The following is an 18,674-nucleotide window of genomic DNA, read 5'->3' as shown; positions in this document are numbered from 1 at the left end:
AAGCCTCCTGGCCGCACAGGCTGAGCCTGCTCGCTCCCCCAGGACTCGCTCCCCCAGGAAATTGCGTTAGGAGACCCTCGTGCGACTCGTGACTACCATCCGCGGAACCCTCCCCGTCATGGTGCTGGCGCTCATGGCGTGGGGCGCTTCCGCACCGGCGTCGGCCGAGGGAGGGGGGACCAGGGCGGGCGGTGACGACGCGCCCCTGGCCACGGTGCCCTGCGGGGACGCGGCGGCGCTGGTCACCGCGGTGGGCCAGGTGGCCGCCTCGGGCGGGACCGTCTCCCTCGCCACCGGATGCGTGTACACCCTGACCTCGGTGGCGGCGACGGGCGCCAACGGCCCCGACGGGCTCCCGATCATCACCGGGAACGTGACCATCACCGGCACCGGAGCGAGCATCAGACGCATCGCCTCGGCCCCGGACTTCCGCATCGCGGAGGTCGCGCCCGGCGGACGTCTCACCGTCAAAGGCGTGACCCTCTCGGGCGGCAGGGCGCCGGACGGGGCCGGGATCCTCGACGCCGGCGCCCTGACCTTGCAGCAGAGCACGGTCACCACGAGCACCGCGAGCGGTGTCGGCGGCGGCGTCGAGATCGCCCCGGGCGCCGCGGCCACCTTCTCCGTGAGCCACGTCTCGGGCAACAGCGCCAACGACGGCGGCGGCGTCCACGTCGGTACGGGCGCCTCGCTGACCGCAAACAGCAGCACGTTCTCCGACAACACCGCCGTCAGCACCGGCGGCGCCATCGCGAACTGGGGGAATTCCACCCTGAGCGCCGTGACGCTCGATACCAACCACGCGACCAATTTCGAGGGCGGCGGTATCTGGACGTCCACCGGGAATATGACCTTCAACGGCGGACGCATCGTCGGAAATACGTCGGGAAGCAACGGCGCCGGTATCGCGAACTTCGGCAGCGCGCTGTATGTGCAGTCCACCGTGGTGTCCGGAAACATCGCCACCCTCAATGGCGGTGGACTCTTCAGTCACGCCGGGAACACACAAATCGTCGGTACCAATATCAGCGGCAATACGGCCAATGGCGGCCAGGGCGGCGGAATCTTCTCCGACGGCGGTTCGGTGTCACTGATGGCGACGAATGTGAGCAGCAACAACCCCAACAACTGCGTCCCGGCCCTCGCGGGCTGCTCCGGGTAGGACGCGTACCGGACCGACTGAGCGCCGCAGTGCCCCCGGAAGCGATGGCTTCGGGGGGCACCGGTGGCTCGACCCGGGGCCGATGTGTCAGTGCTTGCAGTCCTTCTTCGCCTTGACCTTGGCCTTCGTGACCTTCGCCTTGGCCTTGGCCTTGGCCTTGTGCGGGTCCTTGGCCTTGTGCTTGGCCTTCGCCTTGGCCTTGTGCGGGTCCTTGGCCTTGTGCTTGGCCTTGTGGTGCTCGACGTGCTTGACCCCGTTGTCGGCGATCGCGATGTTGGTGCAGTTGCTGCCGAGGTCGATGTCACCGGTGGGGGCGAGAGTGGCGCCGCCCGTGGTGGTGATGCCGGTGGTCGTGTCGCACTCGTTGCTCTGGGACACGGCCCGGCTGTTGGTGAAGTTGACGCACTCGGAGTTGGGGTCGAACGCGCCCTCGGGAGCGAGGTCGAGACCGCCGGTCGTGGTGAGGCCGAGCTCGGTGTCACAGGAGTTGCTCTGGCTGGTGCCGCTGGGCTGCGGGAACAGGCCATGAGCATTCGCGCTGCCTGCTCCGCCGACGACGATTGTGCCCGCGGCCGCCGCGGCCATGAGAGCTACCTTCTTGCTGATCTGCATCTTGCTGGTGCCTCCATATCAGGGTCTCCGCGAATGTTCCGCAGACACCCTTTTCAACGAATCCCGGAAGTTCAGGATCCGGGATCATGGAGAGCATCACCCGTTCGCCGCACTAAAGGTATGGTGCGGTCCATCGAATTACATATTCGATGGCGTCGGAGAAAATCGCAGGATGTGCCCTTCCGGTTTAAATTCCCGGACGTGCGAACGCGGCCCCTGGTATAGGTAACCCAGGGACCGCGTTCAGGGTCAGGAGCTCAGGGCTTCTGGCGACTTTTTTGATTTGCGCTCTTTCCGCTCTAACCGGTCTTCGCGCCGTCCCCGCTATCGTTGTTCTCGTCACCGGTGCCGGCCAGGTTGACGCAGTTGGTCTCGTTGGTGACCTCGCCGGGGCCGATGGTGATGGGGCCGAGGACGGAGGTCGTCTTGCAATCGTTGCTCTGCTTCGTCACGCCACCCGACTTGCTGTAGTTGATGCAGTTGGTCCGGTTGGTGGTCGTGGAGCCCGGAGCCAGGGCGACCGTGACCGGACCGATGACCGAGTGGGTCCGGCAGCGATTGCTCTGTTCCGTCACCCCTGACTCGGCGCTGTTGATGCAGTTGGTCTCGGTCGTGGTATCGGACGCCGTGAGCTGGACACCGCCGATGACGGAACTCGTATTGCAGCGATTGCGCTGGGCGCCCCCGTCATTGAGCCCGGGGCCAGGGGTGGCGGCGTCGGCACCGCCCGCACCGCCGATGAGCAGCGCACCCATGCTCGCTACAAGAAGCGCCGTCCTCTTCCGCATATGCATAAAGAGCCTCCATGTGAGTTCTTCGCGATATCAGCGAACGTCTGGTCTACGATGGCGGTGGACTGAGGGCACGAAATCAGCGGCACCTGTACCCGTTCGGCTCACAGAATCGAAAGCTGTTGTCAACCTTTTTACGTGGCTGTGGCCCTGGAAGGGAGTTTCCAGGGCCACATTCCCCAGGGGCCGCCCGGTGGTGTTCCGGCTCGGCCGGAACACCACCGGGCGGTCAACGCCTCACGGGCGGTCGTCGATGGCGATGTTGGCGCAGTTGCTGCCGATGTTGGTGTCGCCCTCGGGAGCCAGGGTCGCGCCTCCGCCAAGGTCGGCGGCGGTGCTGGTGTCGCAGTCGTTGCTCTGGGAGACCGCGCCCGTGTTGGTGAAGTTGATGCAGTCGGAGCCGATGGCGACGTCGCCCGTGGGGGCGAGGGTGAGGCCGCCGGGGGCGGTGATGCCGGTCTCCGTGTCACACTTGTTGCTCTGAGAAACGTGGTCGCCGTTGCCGTAGGCCATGGCACCCCCCGCTCCGCTGATGGCCAGCGCGCCGGCCGCTGCGGTCAGGAGAATCGCCTTCTTGCCGATGTTCACTTAATTCCTCCGTCTGGCTTGGTCCGCGGATTCAACGGACGCATGAGACAACGAAACTCATCGGGTAAGGCTTCGGGCTTCCAGTCAGCTTCACCCGTCCGGCACAGCGCGGTTCTTCCGGTGTGTGTTGTCCGGGAATCCCACAAACGAGGCCGCCAGAAGAGGCAATTGGAGCAAGGGTGCCTGGCCCTTTCTTAGGTGAATGAGCGGAGATGGTTGCAGGGCAAGACTCCCGAACGGAACACGGGCCCACGGTGACCGCCCGGTGGCCGCTCGGCGGCCGGGTGGTGGAGCGGGTTGCGGCCCCCGGAGTTGTTCGACTGGCCGAACGAGTGATACATCCTGACTCCGCGACGCAGGAGTGAGTGAGGCACAAGTCCGACCGGCTGCTTCGCGGAACCACAGGCGCGGCGCGTGTTCACGCCGCTACGCTGAGTGCGCGGGGCGGTCACCCGGGGGCGGGAGGAGAGACGTGGGGCACTCAGGAGCGGGGGGAACCCCCGCCGAGCTGATGGACGGGCTGCTGGCCCGTGCGCAGAACGGCTTCGAGATCGGCGAGGCGGTGCTGAGCCGGGCGCGGAGCGCCCTGATGCACCAGTCCGAGCTGCGTTCCTGCCGACAGTGCAACGAGCCGTCAGGCCCGCGCGGATACACGACGTATCGGCATGTCTTCCTGCTGCCCGACGGCAGCAGCCTGCTGCTGTGGGAGCTGGAGCACAACACCGGCCCGGACGGCCGCCCGCAGTTCGAGCTGTACGCGGACGAGGAGGCCCTCGCGCTCGCCGAGCGCCGCGTCCACCGTTGCATCGGCGGTGCCCGCTGGGAGGAGCTGGACGGGTTACCGCTGTGGCTGCCGGAGCAGATGCTCCAGGCCGCCGAGCCCCAGGCGGTCCAGCGTGCGTACGTGGCCGACAACTCGGCCGACCACGCCCGCCGCGTCCTGCGCCGCGCCGAGAACCCCGACCGGCCGGGGGAGGAGACCGAGCGGCTGCTGATGACGGCGTTCGCCCATGACATCGCGTTAGCTCCCAAGCCGCGCCGCCGCTCCGGCGGCCCCGACGCCACCTGGTGCCGCTTCTACGAGCACGCCTTCCTGCTCGCGGGCGGCGACGAGATCGTGCTGTGGGAGCTGGAGCACAATCTGACCCGGGACGGGCGGCTGGTGTGCGAGGTGTATCTCGACGAGGTGTCGGCGGAGTTGGCGGCCGACCGCCACGCCCGCGCCCTCGGCGTCGATCTCTGAGTACGCCGAGTTCCGAATGATCCGACAGTGGGCCCATCGGGTGAAGTGCGTGCGCGCCTCCCTGATGTCGCGGTTGTCCTTTCGTTGAATCGCAACGTGTGGTTTTCCGCGGATTCGGCTCTTCTGGAGGAAATCTCGTGAACATCGGAAAGAAGGTTGCTGTCCTGACCGTGGCGGCAGGCGCCCTGGTCCTGGGGAGCGCGGGTGGAGCGTCCGCCCACGGGTACGGCGGCTTCGACCCCTTCGGGGCGGTCCAGACCAACTCGTGTGACACGGCCATCGGCCCCATCGTCAACACCGCTGTGGGCGCCACCACGGGTGACATCTCGTTCGCCAGCAACTGCCTCAACTACACCAACGGCACGGCGGCCGTTCAGTCCAACGACTGTGACACGTCCACCGGCCTCGTCACCAACATCGGCGGGCTCGCCAGCTCGGGCGACATCACCGGTGGCAGCAACTGCACCAACATCGCCCTCGCCAACGGCGGTGGCTACAGCGGCGGCTACGGCCGCGGCTGACGCCTACTGAGCCCTGGCGGATGCCACGGCTTCCCCTGCGGCCCCGGATGCCTGCCATCCGGGGCCGTGGTGCGTCCGGGGCTGTCGCGTGACGCACCTGGCGACGCACCCACATGGCCGCGATCGACTCGCACGGCGGCCCGGCACCCGGAAGCCTGATGACGGAGTCACGGACCGACGGGGTCACGAACCAGGGAAAGCGAGACAGGCCGGTGGCGCGGGTGCGAGGGAGCAGGGCTCGTCCGGGCGCCCGTACGCCCGCCGCCGACTCCTCGGGCGCGGCCGCCGGACTCGTCACGGCAGAGGAGGCCCTCCAGGCATCCTCGGGGCGCCGGCTGGCCCGCTGGACCCCCGCCGTCCTCCTGCTCGGCGGCATCGCCTTCGACCTCGCCGCCCCGGCCCCGTACACCGCCTCCCCCTTCTTCGCCGCGGCCCCGCTGGTCGCCGCCTCCCTCTTCCCGCTGCGGCCGACCATCGTCACCACGGTGCTCGCCCTCACCGCCGTCTGCCTGCTGGCGGAGCTGCACGGCGTACGGGACCCGACCCAGGCCGCGACCGAGATCGCCACCGTGGCAACCGTCGCCCTGCTCGCGCTCGTGATCAACCGCGTCGTCCGCCGCGGCGACCGGCGGCTGGCCTCGGCGCGCGGCATTGCGGAGGCGGCGCAGCGGGCCGTGCTGCCCGTACCGCCCGCCCGTATCGCCGGGCTGGACGTCGCGGCGCGCTATGTGGCGGCCGAGCGGTACGCCGCGATCGGCGGCGATCTGTACGCGGTGCAGGACACCCCGCACGGCGTACGGCTGATCGTCGGGGACGTCCGCGGCAAGGGGCTCCAGGCCGTGGAGGTCGTCGCGGTCCTCATTGGTGCCTTCCGGGAGGCCGCGGAGCAGGAGGCGACGCTGGAGGGGCTCGCGGGGCGCCTGGAGCGGGCGTTGCGGCGCGAGGGCGCGCGACGGGCCGAGCTGGAGGCGTTCGAGGGGTTCACCACCGCCGTCCTCGGCGAGATCCCGCGCGGTGACTCCACCCTCCGCCTCATCAACCGCGGCCACCCGGCGCCGCTGCTGCTGCCCGGCGACGGCGCGGTGCGCCGCCTGGAGCCGGAGACGGCCGCGCTGCCGCTGGGGATGGGCGAACTGGGCGCGTGGCCCGACCGGGTGACGGAGCTGCGGTTCCCCGAGGACGCGATGCTGCTGCTGTTCACGGACGGGGTGACCGAGGCCCGTGACCGGCACGGCACGTTCTACGTCCCCGAGGAGCGGCTGCGCGGCCGCCGCTTCACCGGGCCGGGCGGGCTGCTCGACGCGCTGGTGGAGGACGTCGCGCTGCACGCGGGCGGGGAGACCTCGGACGACATGGCGCTGCTCGCGGTCCGGCGCCCGCCCGGAACGAACGGAATCACGACCCCCGCTCCGGACACGGACCGTAGCCAACCGTGACGCCCGTGCATAACGATTGACACACGATCAGCCCGCCGGAGGTTTTTACCATCCCTTTTCAACCGGGGTGAAACGCCCCCATCTGTCCATCCTTGGTTACTAAGTTCATGCCAAAGCTACGCGGATTCTTCAGAAGAGCTTGGAATCATGTCGCGCTCTCTATTAACGTTCGATAACGCAGCGCGGTCGGCACAGCCGTCGCAGAGGCGGCACCGTGCGCCGTCGCCGAATCCCGTACGTGCAGCGCGCCAGCACCACCAGTAGCACCAGGCACCACCAGCACCAGGGAACCGGGGAACCACCACCTTGGGGTGAATCGGGTCGAACCTGACCCGTAGGAGACCTTCCTGCTCCGAACCCGTCAGCTAACCCGGTAGGCGAGAGGGAAGGAAAGGAGTGCGCCCCGGTGGCGTCCAACAGGTCCGTACTGGACGAAGCTCCGTACCGCTCATCAGGTACGGGTCCCGGCACCGCGACCGCGTACGGAGTCGGCTTCGACGCCGGAGCCGGCGCCCGCCCCACGGTCGGCCTCGGAGCCGAAGCGGATGAGCCGCCCCTGGGCAAGGAAGCCGTCTGGGACGAGTGGAACCCCACCGAGGAGTCCATCGCTCCGCTCCGCGGCCGGCACCGCGTCGGCAAGCAGCGCGGCGGGACCATGGCCCGCAGCGGCGCCGTCCTCGGCGTCGGCGTCATCGCGGCGGTCGGCGCGGGCGGCATGGCGAGTGCCAAGGACCGGCCGACCGTCCCGATCTCCATGCCGGACCTCGCCCACGTCGCCGACGAGGTCAAGGCCCAGCTGCCCGCCGCCAAGGACCTGCCCGGCATCGGCTCCCTGATGGCCGACGACCAGGACTCCGCCCAGACCACCGCGACCGGCCTCACCACCAGCGGCGCCGAGGCGGGCGAGGCGCTGCGCACCCGCATCCTGCGGCAGGCCGAGAGCCAGCAGACCGCGGCGGAGGACGACAGACGCGAGAGCGAGGCGCGCGCCGCCGCCAAGGCCGCCGCCGACGACGCAGCGAAGGCCGCCGCCAAGGCCCGCGACCTGGCGGAGCAGAAGAAGGCCGAGGCCGCCGCCAAGAAGAAGGCCGCCGAGGCCGCCGCCAAGGCGAAGGCGGAGGCCGAGAAGGAGGCCGCAGCGAAGGCCGCCGCCGAGCGCCGCGCCAAGGCCGCCGGCGGGTTCACCCTCCCCGTCGCCTCGTACACCCTGACCGCGGGCTTCGGCCAGGCGGGCGACCTGTGGTCCGCCGACCACACCGGCCAGGACTTCGCCGCCCCGACCGGCACCCCGGTCAAGGCGCTGAGCGGCGGCACCATAACCCAGGCGGGCTGGGCCGGATCGTACGGCTACCGCATCGTGCTCACGCTCGATGACGGCACCGAGATCTGGTACTGCCACCTGTCGTCCATGGTCGTCACCTCGGGCAAGGTGTCCTCGGGCGAGACCATCGGCCGCGTCGGCGCCACCGGCAACGTCACCGGCCCCCACCTCCACCTGGAGGTCCGGCCGGGCGGCGGCTCGCCGATCGACCCGATGCCCTGGCTGCGCGACCACGGGCTGAACCCGTGACCCCCTGATCCGGCCGTCGCCGCGGCGACGGCCCATCGTTCCGGCGGCTCTGGCGCTCTCTCCCCCCTTGACGCCAGGGCCGCCGGTTCTCTGTCCGCGGCCTCCGCTGCGGCCTCCGACGGAATAACCCCCTCCCTCCTGCGCGTTGTAGTGACGCATGACTGAGACCCGCAAGGACACCCGTAAGAACATCGGCAGCCTGTCCGTCTTCCCGCTCTCCCTGGGCGGCAACGTCTTCGGCTGGACGGCCGACGAGGCCGAATCCTTCGAGGTGCTCGACGCCTACGTGGCGGCGGGCGGCAATTTCATCGACACCGCGGACGTCTACTCCGCCTGGGCACCCGGCAACGAGGGCGGCGAGTCCGAGACCATCCTCGGCAAGTGGTTCGCCTCCCGCGGCAACCGCGACGACATCGTCCTCGCCACCAAGGTCGGCGCCGGTTTGCCGGAACCCCGCGGACTCTCCTCGTCCGCCATCAAGTCCGGCCTGGACGAGTCCCTCCAGCGCCTGGGCACCGACTACGTCGACCTCTACTACACCCACTACGACGACACCTCGGTTCCGGTCGAGGAGATCATCTCCACCCTCGACGAGCTGGTGAAGGCGGGCAAGATCCGCGAGATCGCCGCCTCCAACATCTCCGCCAAGCGCCTGGACGCCTCCCTCACCTTCTCCGCCCAGGAGAACCTGGCCCGCTACGTCGCCCTCCAGCCCCACTACAACCTGGTCTCGCGCGACACCTACGAAGGCGAACTGGCCGACGTCGCCGCCCGCCACGGCCTGGCGACGCTCCCGTACTACGCGCTCGCCTCCGGCTTCCTCACCGGCAAGTACCGCCCCGGCACCACGGTCGACAGCGCCCGCTCCACGGGCGCCGCCCAGCACCTGGAGACCGAGCGCGGCCAGAAGGTCCTCGCCGCCCTCGACGACGTGGCCGCCAACCACAACGCCGACCACGCCTCCGTCGCCCTGGCCTGGCTCGCCGCCCAGCCGACCGTGGTCGCCCCCATCGCCAGCGCCCGCGTCCCCGCCCAACTCCCGGCCCTGCTGGCCTCGGTCGACCTCCAGCTCACCCAGCCCGAGCTGGACCTCCTGACGTCCGCCTCGGTCTGACCCCCGGGCCACGACGCCAGCGCCAACGGTGGGCTTCCGGGGGTTGAGGCGCGGGACGGACAGCGACACGCCGCGTTGTCGGCGTGTCACTGTCTTGCGCGCGCCTCAACCGCCGGTACTACCGCCCGTCGATGAGCAAGCGCCCACGACGCGAGCCCGCCGCCACGTGCCGACGGTCCCTGGGTTTGCGGTGAGTGCGTGTCGTCAACGCACGTGAACGCCGCTGTGGGACGGCCCAAACTCACCGCAAACGGCCGGGGCCGGCGGGTCAGCCCTCCTGCCGGTCGGCAAGCACCCACGACGCGAGCCCGACCCCGCCCGCCACGGCGAACACGGACGGCCATGCCCCGACCTTCTTCGCCAGCGGATGCGACCCGGCGAACGCGGCCACGTACAACCCGCCGAGCGCGGCCGCCGTCCCGTTCCCCGCCTTGTCCCGCCACCCCTTGGCGGCCACGGCCCCGGCCGCCGCCAGCGCAACCCCACCGAGCGGCCGCCGCTTGGTCCACCGGGCCACCCCATACCCCCCGATCAACCCACCCGCAGCCACCAGCCCCGCCGGTACCCCAGCCATGCCGCTACCTCCCACTCCTAGGGTCACTTTTGCCCCGACCCTACGCAGCGAGCCCCCACCCCGGGCCCGAACCGCCTACGCGTGGCCGGAGCCTCAGCCCAGCTCATCCGCCCGCAGCGCCGCGACGAAGTCCCCCCACGCCCCCGGCGAGAACCCGAGCACGGGCCCCTCCGGACGCTTCGAGTCGCGGACGGCGGTCTCGTGGTCCGGCAGCTTCGCCGTCTCCACGCAGTTGCCCCCGCTCCCATTGCTGTAGCTGCTCTTGTGCCACACGAGCGTTGCTATGTCAGTCATCCGTCAGTCCTCGCATCGCATGCCTGATGAGATTGCTGGATCGCTGAGGACTCAAGGACAACGCGCGTAGGTTGTCAAACGCCTTCGCATACTGAGCGATGTCTTCCGGACGCTCCAGGTACACGGCGTCCGTCAGTCCGTCGCGATAGACGACGTCGAGGTCCTCCTGCTCGGGGAACTTCAAGATGCTGAACGCCCCCACGGCAGGGTAGCTCCCGGCATCGAACGGCAGTACCTGCATTGTGACGTTCTTCAGCTGGGCGACTTCCAGAAGGTGTTCGAGTTGCCCATGCATCACCTTGGGACTGCCGATCGCATGTCGCAGGACGCTCTCGTGCACGATCGCCCACAGGTCGAGAGGTGTCGTGCCTGTCAGGAGAGCCTGTCGCTCCATCCGTACGTTGATCATGCGCTCACCGTCGTCGGGGCCCTGAGTGGGCGCAGCGAGGTGGAGCTCCCGGGCGTAGTCGGCTGTCTGAAGCAGACCGGGCACGAACTCGCACTCGTACGTCCGCAGTCCCGAGGCGGCCTGCTCTAACCCGACGTAGACCGAGAACCAAGAGGGCACCGCGCTGCCGTACGCATGCCACCACCCGCGCATCTTGGACTGCTTGGCCAGCTCCTTGAGGAGTTCACGCAGCTCGTCGGAGGTGCCGTAGAAGCGGCAGAGCGCATCGACGTCCGATGGCTGGACTCGACCCTGGCCAGTCTCCAGGCGGTTGACCTTCGAACCGCTCCAGTCCAGCTCCTGCCCTACCTGGCCGCAGGTGAGCTGGTGCTCCTCACGAAGTTTCTTGAGCTCGATCGCCAAGCGGCGACGTCGTGCAGTGGGTGATCCGGGCACCGTGAACTCCTCATCGGGTGACGTTGGTTCAGTCTTGTCGGCGTTTGGAGATACGTCAGTCACTCAATCGGGGGAATCTCTATATGCACATTGCATATGGGGATATGCGGTGCCATTCTCTCACGTGAAGTCACCAAGAGGCACACTGTGGTTGCGGCGAGTGATCACCTGGTGTGGCGCAACGGCAAGGGGTTGAAGCGCGTGGTCGAGCAGTGCATGCAGAGGAAGGCGTGGGACCTTCCCTTCCTGGCGGAGCCAGGCGAAGTGGCCGCGCTGAGACGCATCATGCGGACGCACCTCACGCTCTGGGGCCTCCCTGATCTCGTGGAGGCTGCGCAGATCTGCGTGAGCGAGCTCGTCGCCAACGTCATCACCCACGTCGGCCTCGGGACGCCGACGACCATGGCCGTCGACATGAACGGCACCTACCTGCGCATTGCCATCAGCGATCCGGACTCCCGTGCATTGCCCACGCTGCTGAGTGCGTCAACCACGGCCGAGTCGGGTCGGGGGCTGGCGCTGGTCGCTGCTGTGACCGACCGCTGGGGCGTCATCCCGACCGAGAGCGGCAAGACAACCTGGTGCGAGATCGCCACCGAGCTCAGGCGTAACGACACCCACGTTGATCGCCCTCAGGTTCATCGCGCCGAGGCTTTGCTGGCCCTCTACAGCCAGCCGCTCATGCAGACAAGCCCCTCATCGCCGCTGAGTCATGCGGTGGCGGAGGAGGCGGCGATCGCTTTGATCGCCGACCTCCTCCACTGGTTCCGCGCCCATGGGCAGGACCCCGACACGGCCTTGGATCGAGCCCAAATGCACTTCGAATCGGAGCTCGGCGCGGTCGGCTGAGCCGCTACCCCGCTGCAATCGCCGAATACGTCCAGACGTCGGCAGGCAGCTTGTGCTGGAGCCGCCAGACGATGCCCATGGGCTTGCTGCCCTCATGAGATGCGTATGCAGCGGGACCGAGCAGCATCCATGGCTGCGGGCCACCGATGTCGGTCTTCTTGTAGCGCCGCACGAAGAGCAGCACATGGGTACCGCGCTCCTGATGTTGCTGATAGCGCAGGCCCGTGGGGGAGGACTCCGAGGTCTGGTTCTGCGATTCCCAGTGGAAGCGATCTGGGCTCATCGCGTAGTCCTTGTACCGGGTCTGCGGCGAGAAGTCCTTGTCGTCCTTTTCGAGGGTGATCAAGAGTGCGTCGGTTCGAAGCCCTTCGCACCACTTCACGCCTTCGCGGAAGTTTCCCGGCACGAAGCCGCCCACATCGGCCTGGCCGAGGGCGGGCAGGATTTCCTCGCGGCTGTAGGAGGCGTGGACGGCCAGCGGGACCCCGCCGTGGTCGCCCAGGAGCGGGATCGGGTAGTGGTCGGTGTGCTCCAGGTTGTACGCGAGCACTTGGCTTAGCTCGCTGCGGAAGGCGCTCTGCTGGCGCAAGGACGCGAAGCCCTCGGCGTAGCTGGCGAATCCCCCGCCCAGTGGCCACAGGGAGAAGAAGAGCATCCGCGCGTACGCCTGGCCTGATGCATCGAGCGAGTCGTACCCCGGGGCGTCATCGGCCAGCATCCGGCGGTAGGCATGGACGCGTTGTGGATCGTCGACATGGAGGAACGCCGAGACCCGCTTGAGCAGTGCCTCTTCGCCCTCGGGGTGCTCCTCGCCCAGAAGGCGGGCTCGCCTCAAGAGCCGTGTCCATGAGTTGTTGCTGCGGTAGAGCTCTTTGAGTTCGCGGCGACTCTCGCGGAGATAGGCATCGAGCCGTGGTTCGGCGTACACGGCCACCTCTTGCGTCAACTGCCGGACGTTGACGTTGATCTGGCTCTTGATGTTGTCCAGGATCCGTTGCTTGGACTTACGGTCGAGGATGATCTCGCAGCCCGACGGCAGCTGCGGGAAGTCGCGCTCGATGTGCTCCGTGAGCCGGTTGCGGGTGAAGCTCGTCAGCGCACGGAACTGCTCCTCGAAGCGAAACTCCTTGCGGTGCTGCCCGATGAAATCGAGGACCGTGAGCACCGCCTTGTCCGGCGTGCGTCGCAGGCCCCGGCCCAGCTGCTGGAGAAACACCGTGGCGCTGGCGGTCGGGCGGAGCAGGAGGAGGGTGTCTACATCCGGGATGTCGAGCCCCTCGTTGAAGAGGTCGACCGAGAACAGGACCTGCACCTTGCCGTTGCGCAGGTCATTCAGGGCCTGGGCGCGTTCCGCGGTCGGGGTGGAGCCGTCGAGGGCCTGGGCGCTGATGCCAGCCTGGCGGAAGAAGTCGGCCATGAAGTGAGCGTGCGCAACGGTGACGCAGAAGCCCAGCGCCCGCATGACGCCCGGATCCGTGACCTTCTCTTGCACCGCCTTCACGATGAGACGAGCTCGCGCATGGTTTCCGGTGTAGAGCTGGCCCAGCTCGCCCGTGTCGTAGGAGCCCTGCTTCCAGGTGAGCCCTTCGAGGTCCGTGTTGTCGGCTATGCCGAAGTAGTGGAAGGGGCTGAGTAGATCATTCTCCAGCGCCTCCCACAGGCGCATCTCGGCGGCGATGTGGCCGTCGAAGAACTCATCCTGGACGTTCCGGCCGTCCATGCGCTCTGGCGTGGCCGTCAGGCCCAGAAGCTCCATCGGCTCGAAGTGGTCGATGATGCGGCGGTAGGTCGGTGAAACGCCATGGTGGAACTCGTCGATGACCACGACGTCGAAGTGGTCGGGCGCGAGCTTTTCCAGCGAACGAGCGTGGAGGGATTGGACGCTAGCAAAGACGTGTGTCCAGTCCTGTGGCTCATTGCCACCGACAAGGAGCTCCCCGAAGTTCGCATCATCGAGCACCTCTTGATAGGCGCGGAGCGACTGCTTCAGGATCTCTTGGCGATGAGCGACGAAGAGGAGGTTGAGCGGGCGCCCCTGGTGCTTCCTCTTCAGAGCCTTGTAGTCGAGGGCGGCCATCACGGTCTTGCCGGTGCCCGTTGCGGCGACAAGCAAGTTTCGGTGCCGACCGTGGATGTCCCGCTCAATATGGAGCCGCTCGAGCATGTCTTGCTGATGCGGGTATGGCCGCACTTCGAGGCCGGACAGGCTGATGGTGTGCGTGCCGGTCCGCTGCTTTCCGCTCGCCAGGGTGAGCGCCTCTTCGAGCCGGGGCGCGTCGCTGTCGGGGTCATACGTCTCGAAGGAGGGCTCGCTCCAGTACGAGTCGAAGGTGGCCTCGAACTTCTTCAAGACCGGCGGCGTCGCTACCGACGAGAGGCGGACATTCCACTCCAAGCCGTCGAGCAGTGCGGCCCTGGAGAGGTTCGAGCTCCCCACGTACGCGGTGTCGTAGCCACTGTTCCGCCGAAACAGCCACGCCTTTGCGTGCAGCCGCGTGGACCGCACCTCGTAGTTGACCTTGACCTCGGCGTTGAACTCCCTGACGAGTCGGTCCAGGGCGGTCCGCTCGGTAGCCCCGATGTATGTGGTCGTGATGACGCGGATCGGCACCCCGCGATCCCGCGCCGCCTTCAGCGACTCCTCCAGGACGCGCAGACCGTGCCACTTCACGAACGCACAGAGCAGGTCGACGCGGTCTGCGGTAGCTAACTCGGCCCGCAGCTCGAAGCCCAGGTTCGGGTCCTCGGGGGAGTTGGTGATGAGCGCCGCCTCGGAGAGCGGCGTCGCCGGGCGCATGGAGTAGACGCCCGGCGCCTCCTGCTCGGCGACGGCGATCAGTTGCCGAGGGCCGTCTGCGATGAGGTCAATCCACTGCTTGGCGCCGTCGAGCGTGCTGATCGACTCAAGGATGTGGTTGGCCGCGATGACCTGCTCATCGGGAGGCAGGTCAAGGAAGATCCGGCGCACGGTGTCGGCGACGTGGCGCGCGAGCACGTGAGGGGAGGAGTGCGCGCCGACCTTCTGCTGGACGGTCTTCCACCCTGCGGCGTCCAATGCCTTCAGCTGGTCCTCGATGCGTGAGGTGATCAGCCGCTCGTACAGTCCAGGTACCGGTGTGGTCTGGTCCGCAGAGTGCTCGACCATCGCAACATCCCCTCGTCGCTTTGTGGCATGAATGTTGTACCAAGTGGCACTGACACCGCGTTTGAACTGCTCGTCATTCAGGCAGACGAGCGTCAGTGCACGGGGTCGGCAGCACTGCTGTCGAAGACCTCGCCGTCGGGCCAGATCACCGCTGCGCCCGACATGTTGCACAGGTCAACCAGATCTTGTCGGGGCCGCGCGGGCAGCAAGACAGCGAGAGATGGCTTGGGCGAGATGTAGCGCCGATAGTCATACAGCTGCCCTATGGCCATGCGGACGGCCTCGCGGCTCACACTGCCCTTGGCCTCTATGAGAGCGTCGTCGGTGACATCGAATAGATCGGTGTAGAGGGCCCTTACCTCACCGGCAGGGATGATCTTCTTGCGCTTGACGGTGTGGCCTTGCGCCTCCAAGTAGTCGCGGTACTTCGTGACCAAGGGAGCCTCGCGCCGCTCAGCTTCGTGTTGCTTGCTCTTCGAGCTGACGGTCGTGCGCTCCGTCTGATGCTGCTCGACCTCGACGTCTTCGATCACGTCTTCATTGAGCGGTGTGAACGAGAGGCTATCGCCGAGATCGGCCGCCTGACCGACCGGCTTGAGACGAAACATGATCACGCTGCGCGACTCGTCGTTCGCGTCGAGCGCGTCCCGGTAGTACCAGGGAGGATCCGCGAGGGTGAACTCCCCGAGGTATGCGTAGACGCCGCTGGCGACTGCGTCGAACAGGCGTAGCGCGCGCCCGTCATGGACGTGCTGGAGTATGGCCCGGTTTCCCCGGACCATTTGCTGGTCGCCCTTCTGGCCTTCGCCGGTGTAGTGGTAGCAGCCGTCCTTGCCCCAACCGTCGAAGTAGCCGACTTTGTGGCCACGCTTGGGGTTGGTGAACAGCAGCACATTCGCCGATGAGCTGGAGTGGGCGATCCCTCCCTGGGGGCTACCGCCGTACGTGCTCTGAATCTGCGTCCGCTTGCGCTGCTCGCCGGGCGCTATGTCCCACATGGGTCCCCCAAGATCCGTCAATCAAGGTCGACCCACACGCTAGTCATATAAGCGCATGATCTTGGGAGGCGTGGCCCAGCGCCTCCTGGCGTTGTCTGCCTGGACGGGTTAGAGCTGACCTCGCGGGCCCGCAGGGGACTGCCGGGCGTGCGACGGTTGGAAGGCGTACGTAGGGTGCCGGGGTCTGTTGGGCACGGGCTGTTTGGGGCCTGGGGGAGCCGTACCCGTATCTCTGGCCGGGGTGCGTACCCGTACCCGTAGCCACCCTACGGCGGGGTGGGCCAGTTCCCGTGCACCATCCGCCTACGCCAGCGAAGTTCGTACCGCGTCGACCAATGAAGCCGCACGCGCATCGTCGGCCCCACTGATGATGTTGTTCATCACGTAACCGAAGGCGAGGCCATGCTCCGGGTCGGCGAAGCCGAGGGAGCCGCCTCGGCCGGTGTGGCCGAAGGCGTTTGGGCCGGTCATGGGGTTGGTCTCGGCGGACAGCATGTACCCAGCGCTGAACCGGCTCGGGATCAGCATCACCTGGTCCTTCCCACTGGCCTGCTCCTTGGTCGCCGACGCCAGGGTTGCCGGGGTGAGCAGGCGCACGCCGTCCACCTCGCCGATCAGCGCGGCGTACATGCGCGCCAGTCCGCGGGCCGTGCCGATGCCGTTGGAGCCCGGGAGTTCCGCGGCTTGCACCTCCGGTGAGTCGAAGTCGATCTCGGGTGGATCGGTCACCGCGTACGCCCTGTTGCTGAATGAGTTCGGGTCTTTCCAAGCGGCGACCATTTCGCGGAGTTCCTTGGGGAGTGACTCGGCGGGCACGGTGGTGAGGTCGACCTCCGGTCGCTGGTACATCATGCGGCTGACCCGGTCGCGTTGGTCCACGGGCAAGCCGATGAAGAAGTCCAGCCCGAGAGGGGCCGCGATCTCGTCGGCGAAGAAGCGGCCCGGTGAGCGGCCGGATACTCGGCGGATCACCTCGCCGACCAGCCAGCCCCAGGTCCGCCCGTGGTACCCGTGAGCCGTGCCAGGAGTCCACAGGGGGCGCTGAGCGGCCAGTGCTGCCGCCATCGGATGCCAGGCCAACGCCTCCTTCAGCGGTACCGGCTGATCCAGCGCGACCAAGCCGGCTTGGTGGGACAGGAGCCAGCGCACGGGAATGTCTGCCTTGCCGTTCGCGGCGAACTCCGGCCAGTACTTTGCCACCGGCGCGTCCAGGTCCAGCTCGCCGCGTTCGGCCAGCATGTGCACCGCGGTCGTGGTGGCTCCCTTGGTCGCCGAGTAGACCAGTTGCAATGTGTCCCGTGTCCACGGACGACCGATTTCGGGATCAGCGACGCTACCCCACAGGTCCACAACAGGCTGGCCGTGCTGGTACACGCACACGGCCGCGCCGATATCCCCGTGCCGGACGAAGTTCGCCTTGAACGCCTCACGCACCGGTTCGAATCCGGGTGCCACCTCACCGTTGATCGTCGTCATGCCGCTCATCCTGGCAGTTTGGCTGATCTCCCCGGTGGGGCGAACTCGACCTCGGTGTCCCGAGCAGTACCTATCAGGCTGCGACGGGCAGCGCCTGAAGGCGATCGCGGAACTCACGGACAGAGGCGACGGACCTGTGCGGTTCGAGCCCCGCGGAGAACTCCTTCAAGCGGTCCAGAGCCCGTACGGAGCTGACGCTGTCCTCCAGGAGCCGGGCGCCGAAGTTGGCGGCGTCCAGCGCCCCCTCCAGGTCACCACCGGCGAGCCGTGCCTCAGCCAGGCGGCTGGACCGTACGGCCTTGTCCCGCGGAGCCGCGCTCTTCACGGAGGTCTCCAGGGAACTCGTTGCGCGCTCTACCTCCCCGGAGCGCAGGAGGACCTTGCCTTCCGTCGACTTCAGTTGTGCCTCGGTGAACCAGTCGAGCCAGTCCGGGTTCTCCTCCTCCGCGTGGTGCTCCCAGTGGGAAGCGGCGCGGTTGAGCGCCCTGCCCGCCATGCGGTGGTCCCCGTCGCGCGACAGCGCCTCGGCCTTGTGCAGGTAGAGGAAGGTCTGAGTGCAGGGTGACAGCGAGCGGGGAGCGTTGTCGATGGCGGTCGAGATGAGGTCGACCCGCTCGGCGCTGCGTCCGGCCTCGGAGACATGCACCCCCATCTCCGCGAGGATGAAGGCGCCGAAGGCATCGTCCCCTGCGGTACGTGCGCTGCGCAGGGCCCCGACGTAATAGCGTTGGCCGACGGACCGCAGACCGGCGTCGTAGGCCATCCACCCAGTCAGATGCGACACCCGGGCTGCCAGCGCGTACAGGCGGACACGGATCCTGTCGGTGTATCGGCCGGCGCTGAGGAGACCGGTGACCAGAGCGAGATCGCCACGTGCTTGCTCCAGGAGCCGGGCGCCGCCGAGCTGGTCGTCGAGCGTGCGGAGCGTGCTGATGCGTTGCTCGATCGTCGAGACCATCGTGTCGGTGACCCGATCGCCGTTGAGTGCCGAGGCGAAGGCGGAGGGCGCGTCCACCCAGCTCGCCGCGAGTCCGGTCAAGGCGGTGCCGGTGATGGTGAGAAAGCCACGGCGATCCATGCGGCCACTCCCCACCAGATCGGACAACGCTTCGACCGTGCCGGCCTCGGTCCATGGGGCGGTAAGCCCTGTCACTTCCCAAACGGGAAGCCATCGCGGCCATCCTTCCGCGCGCGCCTGTTCGTAGGGAACGCGCAGGAGGTCGGCGAGTACGCGCTGGGCATCCGCGTCCGGCTCCTGTCCCTGCTCCCACTTCCAGACGGTCGTCCGGTTGGTCGCCAACGGGAGCCCTAGCGACCTGCCGTGAGCCTGCATGAGCCGGGCGAATTCGGCCTTCCCCCACCCGCGGGACTGGCGGACGAAGCTCAGCGGATGGGCTGCTAACGGCTCACCAAGCACGTCATCACTCCCGTCATCCCCTCGCGACGTAGTGGGGAGG

Annotated in this window: 17 protein-coding genes and 1 riboswitch; of the genes, 7 read left to right on the top strand and 10 right to left on the bottom strand. The window is 67.8% G+C overall.

The genetic code is table 11. The annotated features are described in order from the left end of the window. The first annotated feature begins 79 nt into the window (after window positions 1–79). Complete coding sequence (locus LCH29_RS37375) at window positions 80–1,162, top strand: right-handed parallel beta-helix repeat-containing protein (RefSeq protein ID WP_446466133.1); 1,083 nt, start codon at window positions 80–82, stop codon at window positions 1,160–1,162. Between the two features lie 87 nt (window positions 1,163–1,249). On the opposite strand, the gene LCH29_RS37370 is transcribed toward LCH29_RS37375, so the two are convergent. The 3 genes from LCH29_RS37370 to LCH29_RS37360 form a co-directional block, all read right to left on the bottom strand. Further along, a complete protein-coding gene (locus LCH29_RS37370) occupies window positions 1,250–1,774 on the bottom strand; it encodes a hypothetical protein (RefSeq protein ID WP_446466132.1) in 525 nt (174 codons plus the stop codon). Window positions 1,775–2,073: 299 nt separating this feature from the next. Further along, the gene (locus tag LCH29_RS37365) at window positions 2,074–2,529 is read right to left on the bottom strand and encodes a hypothetical protein (RefSeq protein WP_446466131.1); all 456 of its coding nucleotides are present in this window, start codon (window positions 2,527–2,529) and stop codon (window positions 2,074–2,076) included. A gap of 273 nt (window positions 2,530–2,802) precedes the next feature. After that, window positions 2,803–3,153 (bottom strand): hypothetical protein, encoded by a 351-nt coding sequence (locus LCH29_RS37360; protein ID WP_446466130.1) that lies wholly within the window; start codon window positions 3,151–3,153, stop codon window positions 2,803–2,805. 472 nt (window positions 3,154–3,625) lie between these two features. Here LCH29_RS37360 and LCH29_RS37355 point away from each other — a divergent pair, with 472 nt between their 5' ends. The 5 genes from LCH29_RS37355 (at window position 3,626) to LCH29_RS37335 (ending at window position 9,037) form a co-directional block, all read left to right on the top strand. Further along, a complete protein-coding gene (locus LCH29_RS37355; protein WP_446466129.1) occupies window positions 3,626–4,396 on the top strand; it encodes a DUF6227 family protein in 771 nt (256 codons plus the stop codon). 137 nt (window positions 4,397–4,533) lie between these two features. Further along, window positions 4,534–4,917, top strand: a complete 384-nt coding sequence (locus LCH29_RS37350) for a hypothetical protein (RefSeq protein WP_446466128.1) — start codon at window positions 4,534–4,536, stop codon at window positions 4,915–4,917. A gap of 158 nt (window positions 4,918–5,075) precedes the next feature. Continuing rightward, on the top strand, window positions 5,076–6,353 hold the full coding sequence (locus LCH29_RS37345; RefSeq protein ID WP_446466127.1) for a PP2C family protein-serine/threonine phosphatase: 1,278 nt from the start codon (window positions 5,076–5,078) through the stop codon (window positions 6,351–6,353). A 264-nt stretch (window positions 6,354–6,617) separates the two neighbouring features. Next, a riboswitch (cyclic di-AMP (ydaO/yuaA leader) is annotated at window positions 6,618–6,748 on the top strand. 11 nt (window positions 6,749–6,759) lie between these two features. Beyond that, complete coding sequence (locus LCH29_RS37340; RefSeq protein WP_446466126.1) at window positions 6,760–7,923, top strand: M23 family metallopeptidase; 1,164 nt, start codon at window positions 6,760–6,762, stop codon at window positions 7,921–7,923. Window positions 7,924–8,080: 157 nt separating this feature from the next. Beyond that, window positions 8,081–9,037, top strand: a complete 957-nt coding sequence (locus tag LCH29_RS37335) for an aldo/keto reductase (RefSeq protein WP_446466125.1) — start codon at window positions 8,081–8,083, stop codon at window positions 9,035–9,037. Between the two features lie 268 nt (window positions 9,038–9,305). Here the strand turns inward: LCH29_RS37335 and LCH29_RS37330 are convergent, their stop codons facing one another. The 3 genes from LCH29_RS37330 to LCH29_RS37320 all read right to left on the bottom strand — a co-directional run bounded on the left by LCH29_RS37330 (window position 9,306) and on the right by LCH29_RS37320 (window position 10,716). Then, window positions 9,306–9,611: a hypothetical protein gene (locus LCH29_RS37330; RefSeq protein ID WP_446466124.1), complete on the bottom strand. Its 306-nt coding sequence runs from the start codon at window positions 9,609–9,611 to the stop codon at window positions 9,306–9,308. A gap of 93 nt (window positions 9,612–9,704) precedes the next feature. After that, window positions 9,705–9,905, bottom strand: coding sequence for a DUF397 domain-containing protein (locus LCH29_RS37325; RefSeq protein ID WP_446466123.1), 201 nt, complete (start codon window positions 9,903–9,905; stop codon window positions 9,705–9,707). Continuing rightward, a complete protein-coding gene (locus LCH29_RS37320; protein ID WP_446466122.1) occupies window positions 9,898–10,716 on the bottom strand; it encodes a helix-turn-helix domain-containing protein in 819 nt (272 codons plus the stop codon). The genes LCH29_RS37325 and LCH29_RS37320 overlap by 8 nt, the downstream gene beginning before the upstream one ends. 249 nt (window positions 10,717–10,965) lie before the next feature. Here LCH29_RS37320 and LCH29_RS37315 point away from each other — a divergent pair, with 249 nt between their 5' ends. Further along, complete coding sequence (locus LCH29_RS37315; protein ID WP_446466152.1) at window positions 10,966–11,598, top strand: ATP-binding protein; 633 nt, start codon at window positions 10,966–10,968, stop codon at window positions 11,596–11,598. Window positions 11,599–11,602: 4 nt separating this feature from the next. Here the strand turns inward: LCH29_RS37315 and LCH29_RS37310 are convergent, their stop codons facing one another. The 4 genes from LCH29_RS37310 to LCH29_RS37295 all read right to left on the bottom strand — a co-directional run bounded on the left by LCH29_RS37310 (window position 11,603) and on the right by LCH29_RS37295 (window position 18,634). Next, a complete protein-coding gene (locus tag LCH29_RS37310; protein ID WP_446466121.1) occupies window positions 11,603–14,743 on the bottom strand; it encodes a DUF3427 domain-containing protein in 3,141 nt (1,046 codons plus the stop codon). A gap of 92 nt (window positions 14,744–14,835) precedes the next feature. Further along, window positions 14,836–15,636: a restriction endonuclease gene (locus LCH29_RS37305; protein WP_446466120.1), complete on the bottom strand. Its 801-nt coding sequence runs from the start codon at window positions 15,634–15,636 to the stop codon at window positions 14,836–14,838. Between the two features lie 408 nt (window positions 15,637–16,044). Continuing rightward, the gene (locus tag LCH29_RS37300) at window positions 16,045–17,217 is read right to left on the bottom strand and encodes a serine hydrolase domain-containing protein (RefSeq protein WP_446466119.1); all 1,173 of its coding nucleotides are present in this window, start codon (window positions 17,215–17,217) and stop codon (window positions 16,045–16,047) included. Between the two features lie 73 nt (window positions 17,218–17,290). Then, window positions 17,291–18,634, bottom strand: a complete 1,344-nt coding sequence (locus LCH29_RS37295) for a transcriptional regulator (protein WP_446466118.1) — start codon at window positions 18,632–18,634, stop codon at window positions 17,291–17,293. Window positions 18,635–18,674: the final 40 nt, after the last annotated feature.

It is taken from the genome of Streptomyces sp. BRA346, from assembly GCF_052851135.1.
Note: the sequence above shows the minus strand (reverse complement) of the source record. Positions and strands in the feature narration are given on the sequence as shown.

What these genes read in the sequence shown, in the direction of transcription:
- LCH29_RS37370 (WP_446466132.1), bottom strand. Translation starts at nt 1,774, where the DNA reads ATGCAGATCAGCAAGAAGGTAGCTCTCATGGCCGCGGCGGCCGCGGGC.
- LCH29_RS37365 (WP_446466131.1), bottom strand. Translation starts at nt 2,529, where the DNA reads ATGGGTGCGCTGCTCATCGGCGGTGCGGGCGGTGCCGACGCCGCCACC.
- LCH29_RS37345 (WP_446466127.1), top strand. Translation starts at nt 5,076, where the DNA reads ATGACGGAGTCACGGACCGACGGGGTCACGAACCAGGGAAAGCGAGAC.
- LCH29_RS37335 (WP_446466125.1), top strand. Translation starts at nt 8,081, where the DNA reads ATGACTGAGACCCGCAAGGACACCCGTAAGAACATCGGCAGCCTGTCC.
- LCH29_RS37330 (WP_446466124.1), bottom strand. Translation starts at nt 9,611, where the DNA reads ATGGCTGGGGTACCGGCGGGGCTGGTGGCTGCGGGTGGGTTGATCGGG.
- LCH29_RS37325 (WP_446466123.1), bottom strand. Translation starts at nt 9,905, where the DNA reads ATGACTGACATAGCAACGCTCGTGTGGCACAAGAGCAGCTACAGCAAT.
- LCH29_RS37315 (WP_446466152.1), top strand. Translation starts at nt 10,966, where the DNA reads ATGCAGAGGAAGGCGTGGGACCTTCCCTTCCTGGCGGAGCCAGGCGAA.
- LCH29_RS37310 (WP_446466121.1), bottom strand. Translation starts at nt 14,743, where the DNA reads ATGGTCGAGCACTCTGCGGACCAGACCACACCGGTACCTGGACTGTAC.
- LCH29_RS37300 (WP_446466119.1), bottom strand. Translation starts at nt 17,217, where the DNA reads ATGACGACGATCAACGGTGAGGTGGCACCCGGATTCGAACCGGTGCGT.